A 15,480-nucleotide genomic window follows, 5' to 3' on the forward strand; every position below is an offset into this window, starting at 1 on the left:
GGAATGGAGCGAATTGGACCAATTATGATTTTGGAAGGCACTAACTACAGTAAAGTCCCTTTTTCCCGCAGTCTTTTCATCGATTGTTCGGAAAAGGTGTTGGTCGATAGTGGAGCGGATGCCAAAGCTTTATTGGATGTGGACCGTGAATTCGGGATTGAACTCATCATTAATACCCACTACCATCCCGACCATACCCTTCACAATCATTTGTTTCCCAATGCAACTAAAATAATTAATCCAATTGAATTTGAAACGTCACTGACGATTGAAGGGGTTGCACGAGCGAATGGCGTCTATCAGGAATGGGGGCACCTTGGTGTTGAAAAGTGGAAAAAGTCGCTTCCACAGGAATGGGTGAGAAATCTGGGGGAAATTTCAGGTACGTATGAGTATGAAACGGACTATACCTTTGGGGATATAAGGGTAATATTTATACATACTCCTGGACATACAAGCGGCTTTTCCTGCCCCTACTTTCCTGAATTAGGTGTAGCCTTTGTTGGGGATTATGATATGACATCCTTTGGTCCTTGGTATAATGGGACCGATGGAAATATCGAAGATTTCATTGCTTCAGGCAAACGCCTGCTTTCACTTGATGCAGACACCTATATTACAGGGCATCAGAAAGGGATATTTTCGAAGCAGGAGTTTAAACTGGCAATGGAGAAATTCTTGGCGATTATTGATCGGCGCGATGAAACAATTGAGAAATACGTCCAACAAGGATTAACCTTTGAAGAGCTGACGAAGGTCGGTATCTTTTATCCGAAAAAAAGTTTGGAAAATAACATTCTCTTAACCTGGGAACGCAGTGGGATTCGCAAGCATTTAGACAGGATGGGACTTTCGATCCCCTTATCTAACACCGAGTTGGTAAATGGTAAATAAATAGGATGGTGGCCGGTAATGTGGCACCATCCTTTTTGGCTATTCCGTATAATACATTAAAGCGATTGTACCAGGTCCAGTGTGAGTACTTATTGTAGGACCGGTATAATCAATCGAGATATTTTGATAGCCTGTTAATTCCATGATTGCTTCTTTAAGTTTTGATGAAAGTTGAAACGCTTCGGCATGAACAATGCCTGCGCCAAGTATGGTTTTCCCTTTAACATCTTCTGAAAATTGTTTAGCCAAATATTTAACCACTTGGGTATGACTTCGAACCTTGGCAACTGGGTTGTATTCAGCTCCTTCAAGTGAGGCAATTGGCTTGATATTTAGTAACGAGCCTATAAAGGCCTTCCCTTTACCGATTCGTCCGCCCTTCACCATGTTTTCAAGCGTGTCGACCATAATATAAAGTTTGGTATTTTCACGTATCTTGTCTAGGCGTGTTAAGATTTCCTCGATACTCTTTCCTTGCTTTGCCATTTCTGCTGCTTCCTTGACCTGGAACTGAAGCGCCAATGAAATAAACAACGAGTCAACAACGGTGACTTTTGTTTTCGTCATTTGTGCAGCGCTTTCAGCAGAACGAACGGTTCCGCTCATTTTACCTGTCATGTGGATCGATAATACCTCATAACCTTCATCCCCGAGCCGGTCGTACACTTCAAGGAAGGTTCCAGCAGAAGGTTGCGAACTTTTCGGTAATTCTTCAGATTGTTTCATCACTTGAATATATTCGGCCACATCTATGTCTACTCTATCTAAGTATGATTCTCCATTTATAGTTACGGACAAGGGGACAACTACTATACCAAGTTGTTCCGCCATTTCTAATGGCATGTCCATCGTTGAATCGGTTACAATTTTAATTTTGCTCAAAACAGTCACTTCCCTACCAGTACTGCTTTGTATTATACAGTTAAGTGCAGTGGAAAGGAATAACATACATCACTTTTGATGATTTTTTAAAATTAAAGAGCACCGCAGGGGATCCCCGGCGATGCTCTGGATGCATTAAGCGTTATTCTTTAATTCTCCTATTTTAAACAAGCGTTCATAATCAGGCCATTTCATGATCTTTTTAAGATAATCTTTAAAGGAATAGCATTTTTTCAAGCTTTTTTCCTCATAGAGCGACGTAACATACGTCTGTAAACGAGCTTGGATCATAAATTTATAAGTGCTATCTTCCTCCAATACAGGAATTTCAATAATTTTAACCTTCTGTCCAATAACATTTTTGAACTCTAGGCTTTTGAATAACAAAATATCAATCCTCGTTTTCACCCGTTTGTGTATATTATACACCTAATGCGGTTCGAAATGTGTCTAAATATGCTTGGGTAAGAGAAATATTTATGACTTTATTCTTACTTGTATATTTATAAAAACAGCAAAAAACAGGACCTGTGGAATGGCCTGTTTATCTACTTGGAAGTTTTGAAATTATAAGGTCTAACTTGGGGGCTTTGAAGATTTGTTTTGGTGGGAGTAACCATTTTGGATAAGGAACAATTGCGGTTTCACTTTTTGACGCGATTCAGCATCTTGAGATTTGGTTTTGGTAAGATCACGGTTGCAGGTAGGACAGTGCCACGTTCCGATGGATTTTGGCAATTTGGGCAGAGTTTCTTGTACATCTGGGGCAACTCCAATCTTAATTAAATTCGAGAATTTAATTTTGCTTAAAAAAATTTTATTAATTAAAAATTTAAAATAGATCTTGACTCTGGATTTCAATTAAATCAAGGTCCTGTTATTAATCGTTCGCAAATTTTTTACGTCATTTAATATAGAATTGAAGAATTGACCCTATTAAAACTAACACCGCTCCGGATACTAAAATATTAAACATATTTGTTCTAGTCTCTGGAAGTTTTGGCCCATCAACTGGTAGAGTTCCTCCCTGCTAGAGGAGTCTAAACCGAAGATCCATGAGGACATCGAACTGGATGAGGAATGGAAGATTTTGATCTGCCAGGCGATTGAGGATGGTTTAATGAAAGAAGACTTTCATGAGTATCGCAACTACATAAAATTTCAGTCATGGATGAAAGAACAGAACAAAGGATAAAAAATATGCCCCCATTCCTAATGGAATGAGGGCTCATTTTTTTTGCTATCACAGCCTATTTACGCTTCAACCATCTCTTCTGTATCCTCATCTTGCTGCTTTTTCAACCGTTTACGATAGACAAATTTCGATAAATTAATGCTGATTTCGTACAGCAGTAAAAGTGGTACGGTTACAACAAAATCAGACATAAAGTCTGGTGGTGTAATAACAATCGCAATTATAATAAGTACGAAATAGGCATACTTACGAATTTTTGAAAGAACAAACGGATTGATGATTCCCAGCGAAGTTAAAAACATGACAACAACTGGAAGTTCAAACAATACCCCGAATGGAAGGGTCATGTTCAAGATAAAGCTAAAATATCTTTCGGCTGTGAAGTTTGTGACAAACATATCTTTGCCTATGTTCACTAAAAAGTCTAACACCATTGGGAAAATGACAAAATATCCAAAGGCTAAACCAATAATAAATAGGAAAAATAAAGCTGGAACGTAGGATAGGGTTATTCTTCTTTCAATCGGTTTCAAGGCCGGTCTCACAAACAGCCAAATTTGTAAAGCAAGGACTGGAATGGTTCCTGCCACGGCAATAACGGTTGCCAGCATGAAATAGATCCACATAATATCACTAGGGCCGAGAACTAGTAGTTTTTCATTTCCAACAAACCATTTATAGATATCATCAACATAAATAAAACCAACAATAAAAAAAACTACAAAGGCAAGTGCTGAAATAATAATCCGTTTGCGCAGTTCCTCTAAATGATCCACCAAATTTAATTCTCTATCATCCATGTACTTCCCCTGCCAATTTCAAAAGATTAAAAAAGAGCACGTGCTTGTACTCTAAGTAAAACAACTTTAGTTATGATTATATACGAAATGTCCCATAAAATTCCTTAATCATGGTCAAAATTTTTTTATAGACTTAAATTAAAGAAGAAAAGGTGTAAGACGGAAATCTCACACCTTATTTAGTCAAGTTTTTCTTTTCTTCATCAATGTCAATGTCTTTCATGACATCATCAGTAAGTTCACGTGTGGACTTTTTAAATTCCTTTAAGGTTTGTCCGAACGCACGGCCGATTTCTGGAAGTTTCTTAGGTCCGAATATAATTAATGCAAGTGTTAAAATCAAAATCAATCCGGGTACTCCGATATTAGAAAACATGGATGTACATCCCCTTTAATTGTTTATTATTGCTACTATGATTATAGTACCAAAAATCCTTTTTAGGTAAATTATCATCAATAATTCATAGTAAATTCACAATATCTATATAAAGCAACAACTATGTGATATTTAGTATTGCTTAACACATTATAAATTACTACTGATAATTTAACAATTACAACGTAATGAAGTCAAATAATAAATTATGATTTACACTTTAGACTTTCTATCATAAATTCTAAACTCATAATCATACGGATTTTTATCATCTCTTGGTCCTTTTTCATTAGACACTAGTTCCCAATCGCTTGGATCAAATTCAGGAAAGAACGTGTCGCCTGCAAATTCATCATGAATAACTGTAATGTAAAGACGATCCACGAATGCAAATGTCTCTTTGAATATTTCTGCTCCGCCAATCACAAAGATTTCATCGTTTTGCTTTCGGCAATATTTGACAAAGTTTTCAACCGAGGTAAAAACAGTACAATCTTCACTCCGATAATCAGCTTGGCGAGTGATGACAATATTCTCTCTGCCTGGAAGAACACGGCCAATGGATTCATGCGTTTTTCTTCCCATCGCAATCGGATGGCCCATGGTAACCCGCTTAAAGAACTTTAAATCCTCGGGTAAATGCCAAGGAAGTTGATTATCTTTCCCAATTACTCTATTTTCGTCCATCGCGACAATAAAGGAAATCATACACTGACCACTCCTTTAATATGGGGATGTGGGTCATAACCTTCAAGTGTAAAGTCTTCATACTCAAAAGAATAGATATCCTTAACGGACGGATTTATTTTGAGAACAGGCAAGGCACGAGGGTCTCTCCCCATTTGTAACTTTACTTGTTCGAGATGATTTTGATATATATGAACATCACCGAATGTATGGATAAATTCGCCTGGTTCAAGGTCACATACCTGAGCGATCATCATTGTCAGAAGAGCATAGGATGCAATGTTAAATGGGACGCCAAGAAAGACATCTGCTGAGCGTTGGTAAAGCTGACAGGATAATTTTCCGTCTGCCACATAAAATTGGAACATGCAGTGGCATGGTGGCAGCGCCATGTTGTCAATTTCTGCTACATTCCAAGCATTAACCAGCAGTCTTCTGGAATTAGGATTTGTTTTGATTTGATCGATGAGTTCACTAATTTGATCAACAGTTTTACCGTCTGCCCCTGTCCATGAACGCCATTGATGACCATAAACAGGACCCAATTCTCCGTTTTCATCGGCCCATTCATTCCAAATACGGACACCATTCTCTTGTAAATATCGAACGTTGGTATCACCATTTAAAAACCAAAGTAGTTCATAGATAATTGATTTTAAATGCAGCTTTTTCGTAGTCATAAGCGGAAACCCTTCCGCTAAATTAAATCTCATTTGATACCCGAAGGTGCTAATCGTTCCCGTACCTGTTCGGTCGCCCTTTACGTTTCCATTTTCAAGGACATGCTTACACAAATCTAAATATTGCTTCAACCCGGACAACTCCCTTATCTGCACATATTCATCTATTTTAACAATCAAAGACAAATTAGTGAAGTGATAGTTGTTTCATAAATTCAAATGTTTTCGGTGCTTTCTTCCGTAATAGTTCTTTCGATTCAGTATTTAAATAGTACATTGCAAAAGTCTCAGCAAAATATTCTTCTGGATATTGAAAATAACTGTTGCCCGGAAATAATTGTTCATGTTCCGATTCCAACATATTCAAAAATTCTTTCGAGCCACTAATTTCATTAAACACATAATGATCGATGGAATGTGCCAGTTCATGTAATTCCAAATTTACAGAACCGTGGCCATGCCCTTTATCACTCGCACCGATTTTAACCAATACCACCTTTGAACCGCCAATCCCAGGGACATCATCCCAGGTTACATTATTGGTATATCCTCTTGGAATTTTCCCTTTTAGGTGACTTGCTGTTGGATTATCTGTTAGCTTCCCAGTAAAAAGTTTCAAACGGATTCCTTGGTTTTTTACTTTATTTAAAATATAGCCGGGGATTGAATCAATTCTGTTAATCATTGCAGCCGCTTCTTTTTGATCAAAACTTTGCTTAGGTAAGACAATAATTTGATCGAGAAGTGATAATGATTGATCTATTTTAAGTGATTGGTAGAGTACAGAATTCGTCGAATAATCTCCAAGCCAAACACCATCATAAGATGCTTGCGAAGTAGTGATTGATGATAGAAATAATCCAGCGATTATTACTGAAACGATAGTTTTTCGCACCCTATCATCCCCTTGTCATTTCATAGATTACTTGAATTATAACATGGGAACACGAATGCAGTTTCAGAAAATTATAAGGAATTACTGGATAAAAAAAGGGAAGAAGCTGCCAAAACGGCAGCTTCCTTAAAGTTACACTTCTAAACCATAATTTCGGCAAAGGGCTGCTAATCCACCTGCAAAACCACTGCCAATTGCATTAAATTTCCAATCGCCATTATGACGATAAAGTTCACAAAAAACAACGGCTGTCTCTACGGAAAAGTCCTCGCCAAGATCAAAGCGCAATATCTCATTATCCGTATCTTCATCAACTAGGCGAACAAAAGCGTTGGAGACTTGGCCGAAATTTTGAAATCTTGCCTCTGCATCATGAATGGTTACTGTAATGGCGATCCGGTGCACATGTGATGGGACTTTACTGAAGTCAATCTTGATCTGTTCATCGTCTCCGTCACCTTCACCCGTACGATTATCTCCTGTATGTTCAACCGAACCTGAAGGGTGGACGAGTTGATTGTAAAAAATAAAGTCCGAATCGTTAACGACTCTGCCATTCGCATCAGCTAAAAACGCCGATGCATCCAAGTCAAAGTCATTTCCGCCATGATAACGATTCGTATCCCAGCCCAGACCACAAACTACTTTCGTTAAGCCTGGGTTTGTTTTTGTTAAATCAATTCTTTGCCCCTTTGACAAGTTAATACCCAAAAGGAATCACCTCAATTTGAACTTTTTACCTTACTTAACTAAAGGAACGAACGACTTCACTAAGGTTTGCTGCATTTGTACCACTGCCGATTGCTGCAAACTTCCATTCATTGCCGTGACGATAAATTTCTCCTGTCACAAGGCAAGTTAAACCGCTGTAATCGTCTGTTAGGTTGTAGTGAAGTAACTCTTGATTATTTCCTGGATTTACGACCCTGATAAATGCATTTTTAATCATTCCAAAATGCTGCTTTCTCTTAACACAGTCGTAAATATTTACAACGAAAACAAGTTTCTGAATATTGGCTGGTACACGGCTTAAATCGATCATTACCTGCTCGTCATCGCCGTCACCATCTCCTGTTAGATTATCTCCTGAGTGTTGTACGCTGCCATCATTGCTTCGCAAGTTTCCGAAGTAAACGACATCCTTGTTGTTTTGAAGCTTATCGTTTGTGCCCAGCATAATAACCGAGGCATCACAGTCCACATTAGCCGCACTGCCGCCGCCAAACAAACCTCCGAATAAGCCGCCGCCACCGCCGCTTTGAACTGGGTCCCAACCTAAACCGACCATGATTTTAGATAATCCTGGATTACTCTTTGTTAAATCCACTCGTTGACCTTTTTGTAAATTAATAGCCAATTCAATCACTCCTAAATAAAGTTTAAGATTGTTTCAATTTTTTAAAGTTATCTTGCAGCTGTTCTAAACGTTTTGTGCCTTCAGCCCTCATTCGTTTATTTTCCTCTTCAATCGCCTTTGTTTCCTGCATACCCTTTATGATAATGTTCCAAGATTCTTCAATGGTCTCAATTTTAATACTTGGGCCACCAGCTAATCTCGCAATATCGGTGCTTTGCTGCGAAATGTTCTGCGCATTCTTAAGAAGCATTTCGTTTGTCCTGCGGTCTAATTCACTCATCGAATCAGCCACTAGCTTTTGTCTTTTCGCTGCCATCGCTTGAATTAACCCATTCTTAAAAATCGGAATGGTCGTGACAAATGCCGAATTAATTTTGCCAATCAGTTTCGTATTTCCTCTTTGTAAAAGACGAATCTGAGGAGCAGTTTGCAGAGCAACCATTTTTGCCATTTCCAGATCATAGATGCGCTGTTCCAATAACTCAATAACATTTTTGAGCGAGTCCAATTGCATGGAAGCCATCTGATCACCAGCAGCTGTCCGGGCTTCAAGCTGTGGAAGTTGATTATTCTTTAATTCCTCTACTTTAATTTCACCCGCAACAATATATTTTTCAAGGGTCAAATAGTATTGATAGTTTTGCTCGTACATTTGTTCGAGCATATTGGTTGAATCAACCATTTCATGCTGATATTTTGATATTTCTATGTATACCTTGTCAATTTCTGAGCCCATGGTTTGGTACTTGCCAAACAGCTTTTCGACCATCTTTTCACCCTTTTTAAAGAGCTTTCCGAAAAGTCCGCCTGACGTCTTTTGAAAGTCCTTTGCATCAAACTTATCCATGATGCGGCCAAGTTGCTTAAGTAGCTCCCCTGAGTCCTCTACTTTCGTTGTCCGCATATTATTTAGGATCTGGTCAGAAAATCGGGAAATTTGTACAGCAGGTTCCTTCCCAAACTCTAGCACTTGAATCTGGTCACGTTCATCAATGGTACGGGCCAAATTTTGAATTTCTGGTTCTTTCCGAAGTGCAAGTTTAATGTCAGAGACTTTTGTTTCTGTGAGGATGTCATCTGCACCTGCTGGCGTTAAGCCGCTTGATGGATTAGGCGTAAGATTCACTTATTAATCTCCCCTTAAATTTTTTAAGATTCCTTGGAAAAGCCCTTTTTTGAAAATGGACGGTTCCTTAAACTCCAATTCAAAAACAACATCTTCGAGCCAATGCTTATCAAATAACCGGTCGTCAAGAAAATTTTCAATATCATTATGGCCTGGAGGATTATATAGGATGATATCGATCCCAAATTGATTTAAAAGTAAAAGCAGTGCTGCATCGGATCTTGTCAGCATACCGGCTAATTCATTATTGAAAATGATTAACTTCGGTACATGTTGAGAGTAGTCAAATTTCTCAATCAACTGAATAATCGGTTTAGGCATAAACAAGGCCTGCGTAAATAAATACATTTTTACGTCTTCTATCGTTTCCGTTGGCAGGGGCTTTAAACCTGGTTTATCACATATTCTTCTCACCGCGTTAGCAATTCCCTTTTGTAAGCCGGTTGATAGGAACGAGTAAGGCCAATAATGTGACTTAATCATGATTTCAGGATTAATAAAGCCATCCTTTCCGTGAGCATTTCGATAATGAAAGCGAAAATCACTTGTGCTTTCCATCGTGATCGGCAAGCGTCGAATCAGTAAACTATGATCTAATTCACTCAGTGATTGCAAACGGTCCCAGTACTCTTTACGATTCTTACTCACACCCTGAATCTTAGCAAAGATGGAAGGAATTTTAACTTGTCCGTTCCCTACCTCAAAATCAGGCCGAATCATAGCTATTTCTTTTCCAAGGATAAAAAGTTCATCATACGTGGTTTTTAACGTAATCGAAGATGGTGTGTAATCCCTTAATTGCCATGGCTTGTAAAGGCCAGAACCCTCTTGGTTTAAAATGGTCTCAATTTCTTTAGAGGCTCGGTAAGCAACCGTTGCTTTACGCGTGCGCTTTGCCTTAGGGAATGGTTCTGCAGGGATCCGATTAGGGTATCCATGAGAGAATATCGGCTCATTCATCATCCCTTCTAAGATATCTTTACCTTCTGGGTGGAAAATGACCAGATCACAGCCTAGCTTTATTAAATAATATAAAAAATATTGATGACTTTTCTTAAAATCGCCATACCACAAAAATTTTGGCATTTCTTTTTGTGGATCGCACTTTTCCAAAACTGGCTCTAAATGATTGATAGACCATTTCACTAGATCAACCAGGACCCGTCTTAAATCATGGTTGACTAAACCGTCTTTTTCAATCTTCGCGAACATCTCTAATGTTGCAATCATCGCTTCGCGCAGTTTCCGATGAATAACTGGGACCCTGGATTTCAACAATAGCTGTTCCCCTTCAAGAAAAGCTGTAAATCGGTTGATGGACAGCTTTTGTTCTCGATGGATATTGATAACTTTTTGAATGGATTGAAAGTGATGGTTATTAATCGTTTTATCCAGTGACTCTTCACTTAATAAATGCAGATTCCATTCTGGAATATTCACATAATCAAAGAGCTGGTTATAATAGTGGTCCTGGTCAATAGGTATTCCAAGGAACTTCCCAATTACTTGCCCAATGTGAATGGTGCCATTTTCTAATGAATAAAATGGCCGCTCTGGCAGTGGCTTCTTCAGCAAAGACTGCCAATTTTCATATGAAAGGGCGACAGGTTGGGCCTTTAACTGATTATATGATGGATTCATTCATAATCCCTTCCCTCTAGAAGCGAAAGCTTTTTTTTCAAGCGTTTAGAAAATTATGTAAGGTTTCCATAACATCATATCACAGTTATTTAATTGGTACATTTGTTTATACGAAACTCCTTAAAAAATGTTTCATACAACATGTATTTCCCTAATTCTTCACCTTTTTCCTTGTCCTTACATACTATTGAGTACTCACACTAAAGTAGGTGACTCAAATGCGTTTTTTATATAAGCGGCCGCGGATGGAGCAGATACAAGAGGAATTGGATACCGTTATGGATGTAATGGTTTCAGATGTTTTTGTTTATCTAGATTTATTTGTTTTCAGTTTCATCTTTACGTTTCTACTATCTCCAATATTGCAATCATTAGCCTTGTCAGTCCTATTCTGCTTAGGAACGTATAGTTTATTTTCCTGTGTTTATTTTTTCGTTATTACCCGAAAAGAGAAAAAGATTAAACTGTAAGACGAAGCAGTTGTAGAAATTGCAGGATAATCTCCTCCCCTGCACCGATCCCCTTATTTTTTGTCAGAGTATAATCATTGGTGCCTGACACCCTTGCCAGTTCCCCGTGGGCCGGGACAAAACGATAGTGGCAGTTTTTCAGAAAGTCCCAATCTAGTATGGAGTCCCCCGCACCAGCAATTACTTTCATTCCTTCTCGTTTTGAGATATATTCAAGTGCGTCTCCTTTGCTAATTGCTCTAGGGATAAAGTAGAGTTTTCTCCCTTGTAAGGAGATTCTCCATCCATTTAGAACTGCCACTTTATGAATCACTTGGAGATCAGAAGCAGGTGGAAGACTGTTTAAGATGAAATAGAAAAATAAATTTTCTGCCTGCTTCATTTGCCCATCAAATTGAAAACTTTCCTTTTTTAACTTAGCAAGCAGTTCCTTTTGGGTAACTGATTCCTCCGTCATACGGTTGATAATATGTGCTGACCACTCTTTCAACAACATACCCTGATAAATGATATTGGCCCCATTTGAAGTGATTGCATATTTAATTGCAATGTCATCCTTAAAAATATGAAAACGGTTAAATTGTTCCGTTGTCCTTGTGGTAACTGGAATAAATAAACTATTCCTTGCTAACTCTTTTAATGCTGAATAGGATGTTTCAGTCATATAGGCAACCCAGTTATCGTCTTTTCTTTCAACTGGTTTAAGAAGGCTTGGATCATCGTTACCTAGATCCTCAATCGCCCGGTTTGAATAAACCAATGTACGGTCAAGGTCAGATGCAAAAATCATACATTACTCTCCTTAACCGATTTAATTAAGCCGCAGCATAAATACTTTAAGTTTGGATATGGTACGACTTCTACTCCCTTTTCTTCTGCGAGCATAAGAATATGTTTGACGAATGGACTTGAAGGATCACGCATCAGAATTTTCCATGGAACCCTGCGAAGTAATACTCTCGTTGTTTCGCCAACCCCTGGTTTAATAAAATGAGGGCTCCTAATTCCAAATTCAGTTTGAATTCGTTTGACGTCCTCCATCCCTAGGAATCCCGTTTCTATTCTTTCGTCAACCATGTTTCGAGTGACCTCAGCAGCTTCCACAGAAATGGTTCCAAATTCCTTACTAATCAAATCAATATATTGATTGGAAACATCGATGGGAATCAATTCCTGGTAATACTTGGCTCCATGGAAATCATCCTTGCCGATATATAGATCATTTAAAACGGTTCTGCTTACCAACCCAGATACGGTTGAGTTAAGACAAGCGCTTGGGATTAAAAAATCTTCCCTTGTTCCAAACAATGTTGTGCAGTAGCCGGGATCAGCAATAACTGCCAATGTGTCATCCAGTGAGACCCCGTATTTTTTTTTGTACTCGTGACAGGCTTTTGTCAATTCTTTCGAAATGGCCCCCTTACCCGTCCATCCATCAACAAACTGAATTTCAGCATTAGGGTGTTGAGTTAAAATGTAATTCAAGGCATTTTCATCGATCCCTCTATCACGAATGATAGATATACTATAATGCGGCACTGAAACATGGCAGTTCATGTGTATATATCTTTTTATCAAAATTCCAACCGGTGTTCCTGCACGTGCAAGGGACACGAGCACAGTCTTATCACCTTTCGATTGATAGATTCGTTCGGCCACAATCCCAATGCATAAGGCCACTTTTTTCTTATACTCCTTGAGAGTGGACCAGAATAATTCCACATAGGCATTTGGCGGCTGGTACTCGATAGGTAACGATTCACTGTAGTGAACACCTGATTGAACCTTCATTTCTCGATTCTCTGTGGTATCCTCTAGAGAAATCTCACTTAAATCCTTTAATAGAAATTGAACGTCCTCCGCTTTATAACTTCCGATGCTTGCTGGTTTATTGGTTGTGCTTTTCATTTTGTTCCCCTCGATTATTAGAAAAATAGACGAGCCTAATCATCTTTATTTGTAATTTCTCTAGTTCTTTCAGAAGCGGCTGTAAACTCTCTAATTCTACTTTTCTTTCCATGAAAACAAATAATTCATCGTAGAATCCTGGAGGGATGTTGTAAACAAAGTGAGTTATCGATAAGTCTTCAGGATTTGGAAAAGACTCTCCGAACCTTGCCCCATAACCCACTTTGTTTTTAGTAAAGATAGGGCTGCGGGTGGTCGATTGATAAAATATCCCACTGCCCATTAGAGACGCGAGTTTCATGGGAAGATACATAAACTCTCCCGTTCCTAAGCAAAGAGTCTTATGCCCCGATCTTTTTTGATTCAATATTACTGCAGCTAGGGAGGCTTTATGGTGAAGATTATTATTGTCTGGACTACTAAGACCAAATCGACCTGTTTCGTAAATAAATGCTGATTGATTCATTGGGTTATCCACAGAAAAGGTGGTGTTCGAAAAAAAGGGAGATAGGTCAATCCATTCTATGGATGCTTTTGCATAATCTTCTCTTTCATTGATTGGTGAATGGTTCACTAGTTCTCGAATCTGCTTCACCTGGACAGTACCCGTTATCAGACTTACGACATTGATTTTTATATCAAGCTCCTGTTGAACCTGTTGAAATCTTTTTCGATCCTGTTCTGAACGCCAATCCAAAATGGAAACGATCGTATAGACTTGTCTCGGAAATTTGCTATGAATCGATTCGATAATATTTAAGGCCGTTTTTCCTGTGGTCAATTCATCATCAACAAGGATAATTTCTCGTCCATTTTGAATCATCTCTAACGGAACATAGCAGCGGTGGGATGTTGCATGAGAATGCTCTTCTTCAAAGGTAATTTCCGGTCTTAACTGCTTGATTTCTTCCCGAGTGGTATGGAAATATTCGGCGTTTTGAAAACAATCAAAGAAGGCATGACCCAGGGCTGTGGCTGTTTCAGCAAAACCAATCACTACTGGACAAACATGTTCAGGAACAAACGCCTTACTCTTATATAATTCTTCTCTATAAAATGAGGTTAATAGTTTCTCAGTTTCTACATATTTAATTCCCTGAACCATTTCTAAATATCTTGCACCTAGGAGGGCAGCAGTCAACAGCCCTTTATGGGGATTTATCGGTAGGTGTTTACCAAGCACCTTACTTACGAAAAGGAACGAACGCTTCTTATTAATCCTTGCAGCCATGGTAAATAACTCTTGGATCGACAATTCATACGGATTTTCAGTCACTTCTATCTCGGTTTCAATCGAGTCTAAAATATTATACGTAAACTTCTTTTTTGATAAGGTCAATGGTTGTGAATTCTTCATGCAGCACCCCGTATAACTTTGATTTTAAGATGGTTTTCTTAGCCCAATAATAGTGAGGTTTAATCTCATTCATTTTATTTGCAAAATTACTTTTCATCACACCAATTTCCCCTGTAGCCGCTTTTATGATATTGCTGGCATCAATGAATTCTTCGTAGGAAACCACATTTAGCGCTTGAACGACTTTGATATGTGTGGGATGGATAATCGTTTTACCTGTTAGTCCGTTTGCGATATCCATGAGGACTTCCTGGATTAATCCATCCATATGATCATCAATCAATTTTGCCCGCCATTTCAGCCCTTCATTACCATATCTCTCACGAAAAGGGGTTTGCCTTAACTGTGGCTTGAGCATTCTTTTTTTCGCAGAAAAATACTCCCAGACAGGACCAGAAACAACGTAGGGACTGTCAAAACGTTGAAAGACATTGATTATATCAGAAATGCAATCTCTCAAAACTGCTATATCATACACCGTTGTGTCTGCACTTCGGCGTATTCCATATAATCCACAAAAATCGGTCGCCCCAATCCGAACATTTAGAATATGTTCCTTGTAACGATCAAGTAGATTTTTTATGCCTATTAATTCATCCATTCTCGATTCTTTTTGGATGACCTTGGCTGTCTCCAAAATGGGCATAGCATAAAATGGATGCTGCTTAGTATGAATTCGACTTACCTCTAATAATAGTTCTTCACCTGTTTCAGCACTGAATTTTGGAAGCACCACTCCTGTCAGGAGATGAATAGCATCAGCTAATTGAGCCGTTACCCGTTTAAACTGTTCAAGATTCCGAATTCGGATAAACATTAGTGGGAGATCCATATAGCATAGGAACCCCTTACTCATTTCAGCATGTAATTTTACCAATTCATTGATGAGCCTTGTTTCCGCATCAGTTACCTCGTGATCTCCTACAGCATCTTCTAAGTCGATTACAAGCGAGGTCAATCCTTCATGCTTTTTGGATAATATCTCTTGATGAATATTTGGGCGTGTCGCTGGCATATAAAGAGTAGCTCCTAAACCATAGGATAGGAGTTCACGCTTAGAGTATTTAGTAAATGTCTGCGGTTTTTGAAAGAAGAAGCGTTTAATTTCATCCTGGTAAAAGTATGTAAAAAATTCCATAACCAATTTCTCCTCTTTTAAAGCTAAAAAATAGAGGAGACGGACTCTCGTCAGCTCCCCTTTTAATTCAATAG

At 38.6% G+C, this 15,480-nt stretch carries 16 protein-coding genes; 1 reads left to right on the plus strand and 15 read right to left on the minus strand.

All coding sequences use genetic code 11. The features are described from left to right. Positions 1-3: 3 nt before the first annotated feature. Positions 4-894: an MBL fold metallo-hydrolase gene (locus QNH17_RS20260; protein WP_283874699.1), complete on the plus strand. Its 891-nt coding sequence runs from the start codon at positions 4-6 to the stop codon at positions 892-894. Positions 895-933: 39 nt separating this feature from the next. On the opposite strand, the gene QNH17_RS20265 is transcribed toward QNH17_RS20260, so the two are convergent. From QNH17_RS20265 to QNH17_RS20335, 15 genes are all read right to left on the minus strand, one after another. Then, positions 934-1,776 carry a DegV family protein gene (locus QNH17_RS20265; protein WP_283874701.1) on the minus strand — a complete coding sequence of 281 codons (843 nt, stop codon included), beginning with the start codon at positions 1,774-1,776 and terminating at the stop codon, positions 934-936. A 135-nt stretch (positions 1,777-1,911) separates the two neighbouring features. Further along, complete coding sequence (locus QNH17_RS20270) at positions 1,912-2,163, minus strand: DUF2535 family protein (RefSeq protein ID WP_283874703.1); 252 nt, start codon at positions 2,161-2,163, stop codon at positions 1,912-1,914. An 867-nt stretch (positions 2,164-3,030) separates the two neighbouring features. Further along, the gene (gene tatC, locus QNH17_RS20275; RefSeq protein WP_283874705.1) at positions 3,031-3,771 is read right to left on the minus strand and encodes a twin-arginine translocase subunit TatC; all 741 of its coding nucleotides are present in this window, start codon (positions 3,769-3,771) and stop codon (positions 3,031-3,033) included. A 175-nt stretch (positions 3,772-3,946) separates the two neighbouring features. Beyond that, positions 3,947-4,147: a twin-arginine translocase TatA/TatE family subunit gene (locus QNH17_RS20280; RefSeq protein WP_283874707.1), complete on the minus strand. Its 201-nt coding sequence runs from the start codon at positions 4,145-4,147 to the stop codon at positions 3,947-3,949. 213 nt (positions 4,148-4,360) lie between these two features. Further along, a complete protein-coding gene (locus QNH17_RS20285; protein WP_283874709.1) occupies positions 4,361-4,855 on the minus strand; it encodes a dihydrofolate reductase in 495 nt (164 codons plus the stop codon). After that, on the minus strand, positions 4,852-5,646 hold the full coding sequence (locus QNH17_RS20290) for a thymidylate synthase (RefSeq protein WP_283874711.1): 795 nt from the start codon (positions 5,644-5,646) through the stop codon (positions 4,852-4,854). The genes QNH17_RS20285 and QNH17_RS20290 overlap by 4 nt, the downstream gene beginning before the upstream one ends. 55 nt (positions 5,647-5,701) lie before the next feature. Next, on the minus strand, positions 5,702-6,409 hold the full coding sequence (locus QNH17_RS20295; RefSeq protein ID WP_283874713.1) for an anthrax toxin lethal factor-related metalloendopeptidase: 708 nt from the start codon (positions 6,407-6,409) through the stop codon (positions 5,702-5,704). A gap of 132 nt (positions 6,410-6,541) precedes the next feature. Beyond that, a complete protein-coding gene (locus QNH17_RS20300; RefSeq protein WP_283874715.1) occupies positions 6,542-7,120 on the minus strand; it encodes a TerD family protein in 579 nt (192 codons plus the stop codon). Positions 7,121-7,154: 34 nt separating this feature from the next. Further along, positions 7,155-7,766 (minus strand): TerD family protein, encoded by a 612-nt coding sequence (locus QNH17_RS20305; RefSeq protein WP_283874716.1) that lies wholly within the window; start codon positions 7,764-7,766, stop codon positions 7,155-7,157. A gap of 22 nt (positions 7,767-7,788) precedes the next feature. Beyond that, the gene (locus tag QNH17_RS20310) at positions 7,789-8,892 is read right to left on the minus strand and encodes a toxic anion resistance protein (protein WP_251456848.1); all 1,104 of its coding nucleotides are present in this window, start codon (positions 8,890-8,892) and stop codon (positions 7,789-7,791) included. 3 nt (positions 8,893-8,895) lie between these two features. After that, entirely contained in the window at positions 8,896-10,533 is a 1,638-nt protein-coding gene (locus QNH17_RS20315; RefSeq protein WP_283874720.1) for a YceG family protein, read from the minus strand. Positions 10,534-10,992: 459 nt separating this feature from the next. Further along, positions 10,993-11,793, minus strand: coding sequence for an HAD family hydrolase (locus tag QNH17_RS20320; RefSeq protein ID WP_283874722.1), 801 nt, complete (start codon positions 11,791-11,793; stop codon positions 10,993-10,995). Further along, entirely contained in the window at positions 11,790-12,911 is a 1,122-nt protein-coding gene (locus tag QNH17_RS20325; RefSeq protein WP_283874723.1) for a cysteine protease StiP family protein, read from the minus strand. The genes QNH17_RS20320 and QNH17_RS20325 overlap by 4 nt, the downstream gene beginning before the upstream one ends. Further along, positions 12,892-14,268, minus strand: coding sequence for a phosphoribosyltransferase family protein (locus QNH17_RS20330; protein WP_283874725.1), 1,377 nt, complete (start codon positions 14,266-14,268; stop codon positions 12,892-12,894). The genes QNH17_RS20325 and QNH17_RS20330 overlap by 20 nt, the downstream gene beginning before the upstream one ends. Continuing rightward, the gene (locus QNH17_RS20335) at positions 14,219-15,406 is read right to left on the minus strand and encodes an HpcH/HpaI aldolase/citrate lyase family protein (RefSeq protein WP_283874727.1); all 1,188 of its coding nucleotides are present in this window, start codon (positions 15,404-15,406) and stop codon (positions 14,219-14,221) included. Before QNH17_RS20335 ends, QNH17_RS20330 begins: the two co-directional genes overlap by 50 nt. Positions 15,407-15,480 lie beyond the last annotated feature (74 nt).

This window comes from Neobacillus sp. SuZ13, from assembly GCF_030123365.1.
GTDB lineage: Bacteria > Bacillota > Bacilli > Bacillales > Cytobacillaceae > Neobacillus.

Excerpts from the sequence above, each read along its gene's own strand:
- QNH17_RS20260 (WP_283874699.1), top strand. The coding sequence starts at position 4 with ATGGAGCGAATTGGACCAATTATGATTTTGGAAGGCACTAACTACAGT.
- QNH17_RS20335 (WP_283874727.1), bottom strand. The coding sequence starts at position 15,406 with ATGGAATTTTTTACATACTTTTACCAGGATGAAATTAAACGCTTCTTC.
- QNH17_RS20330 (WP_283874725.1), bottom strand. The coding sequence starts at position 14,268 with ATGAAGAATTCACAACCATTGACCTTATCAAAAAAGAAGTTTACGTAT.
- QNH17_RS20315 (WP_283874720.1), bottom strand. The coding sequence starts at position 10,533 with ATGAATCCATCATATAATCAGTTAAAGGCCCAACCTGTCGCCCTTTCA.
- QNH17_RS20280 (WP_283874707.1), bottom strand. The coding sequence starts at position 4,147 with ATGTTTTCTAATATCGGAGTACCCGGATTGATTTTGATTTTAACACTT.
- QNH17_RS20325 (WP_283874723.1), bottom strand. The coding sequence starts at position 12,911 with ATGAAAAGCACAACCAATAAACCAGCAAGCATCGGAAGTTATAAAGCG.
- tatC (WP_283874705.1), bottom strand. The coding sequence starts at position 3,771 with ATGGATGATAGAGAATTAAATTTGGTGGATCATTTAGAGGAACTGCGC.
- QNH17_RS20285 (WP_283874709.1), bottom strand. The coding sequence starts at position 4,855 with ATGATTTCCTTTATTGTCGCGATGGACGAAAATAGAGTAATTGGGAAA.
- QNH17_RS20320 (WP_283874722.1), bottom strand. The coding sequence starts at position 11,793 with ATGATTTTTGCATCTGACCTTGACCGTACATTGGTTTATTCAAACCGG.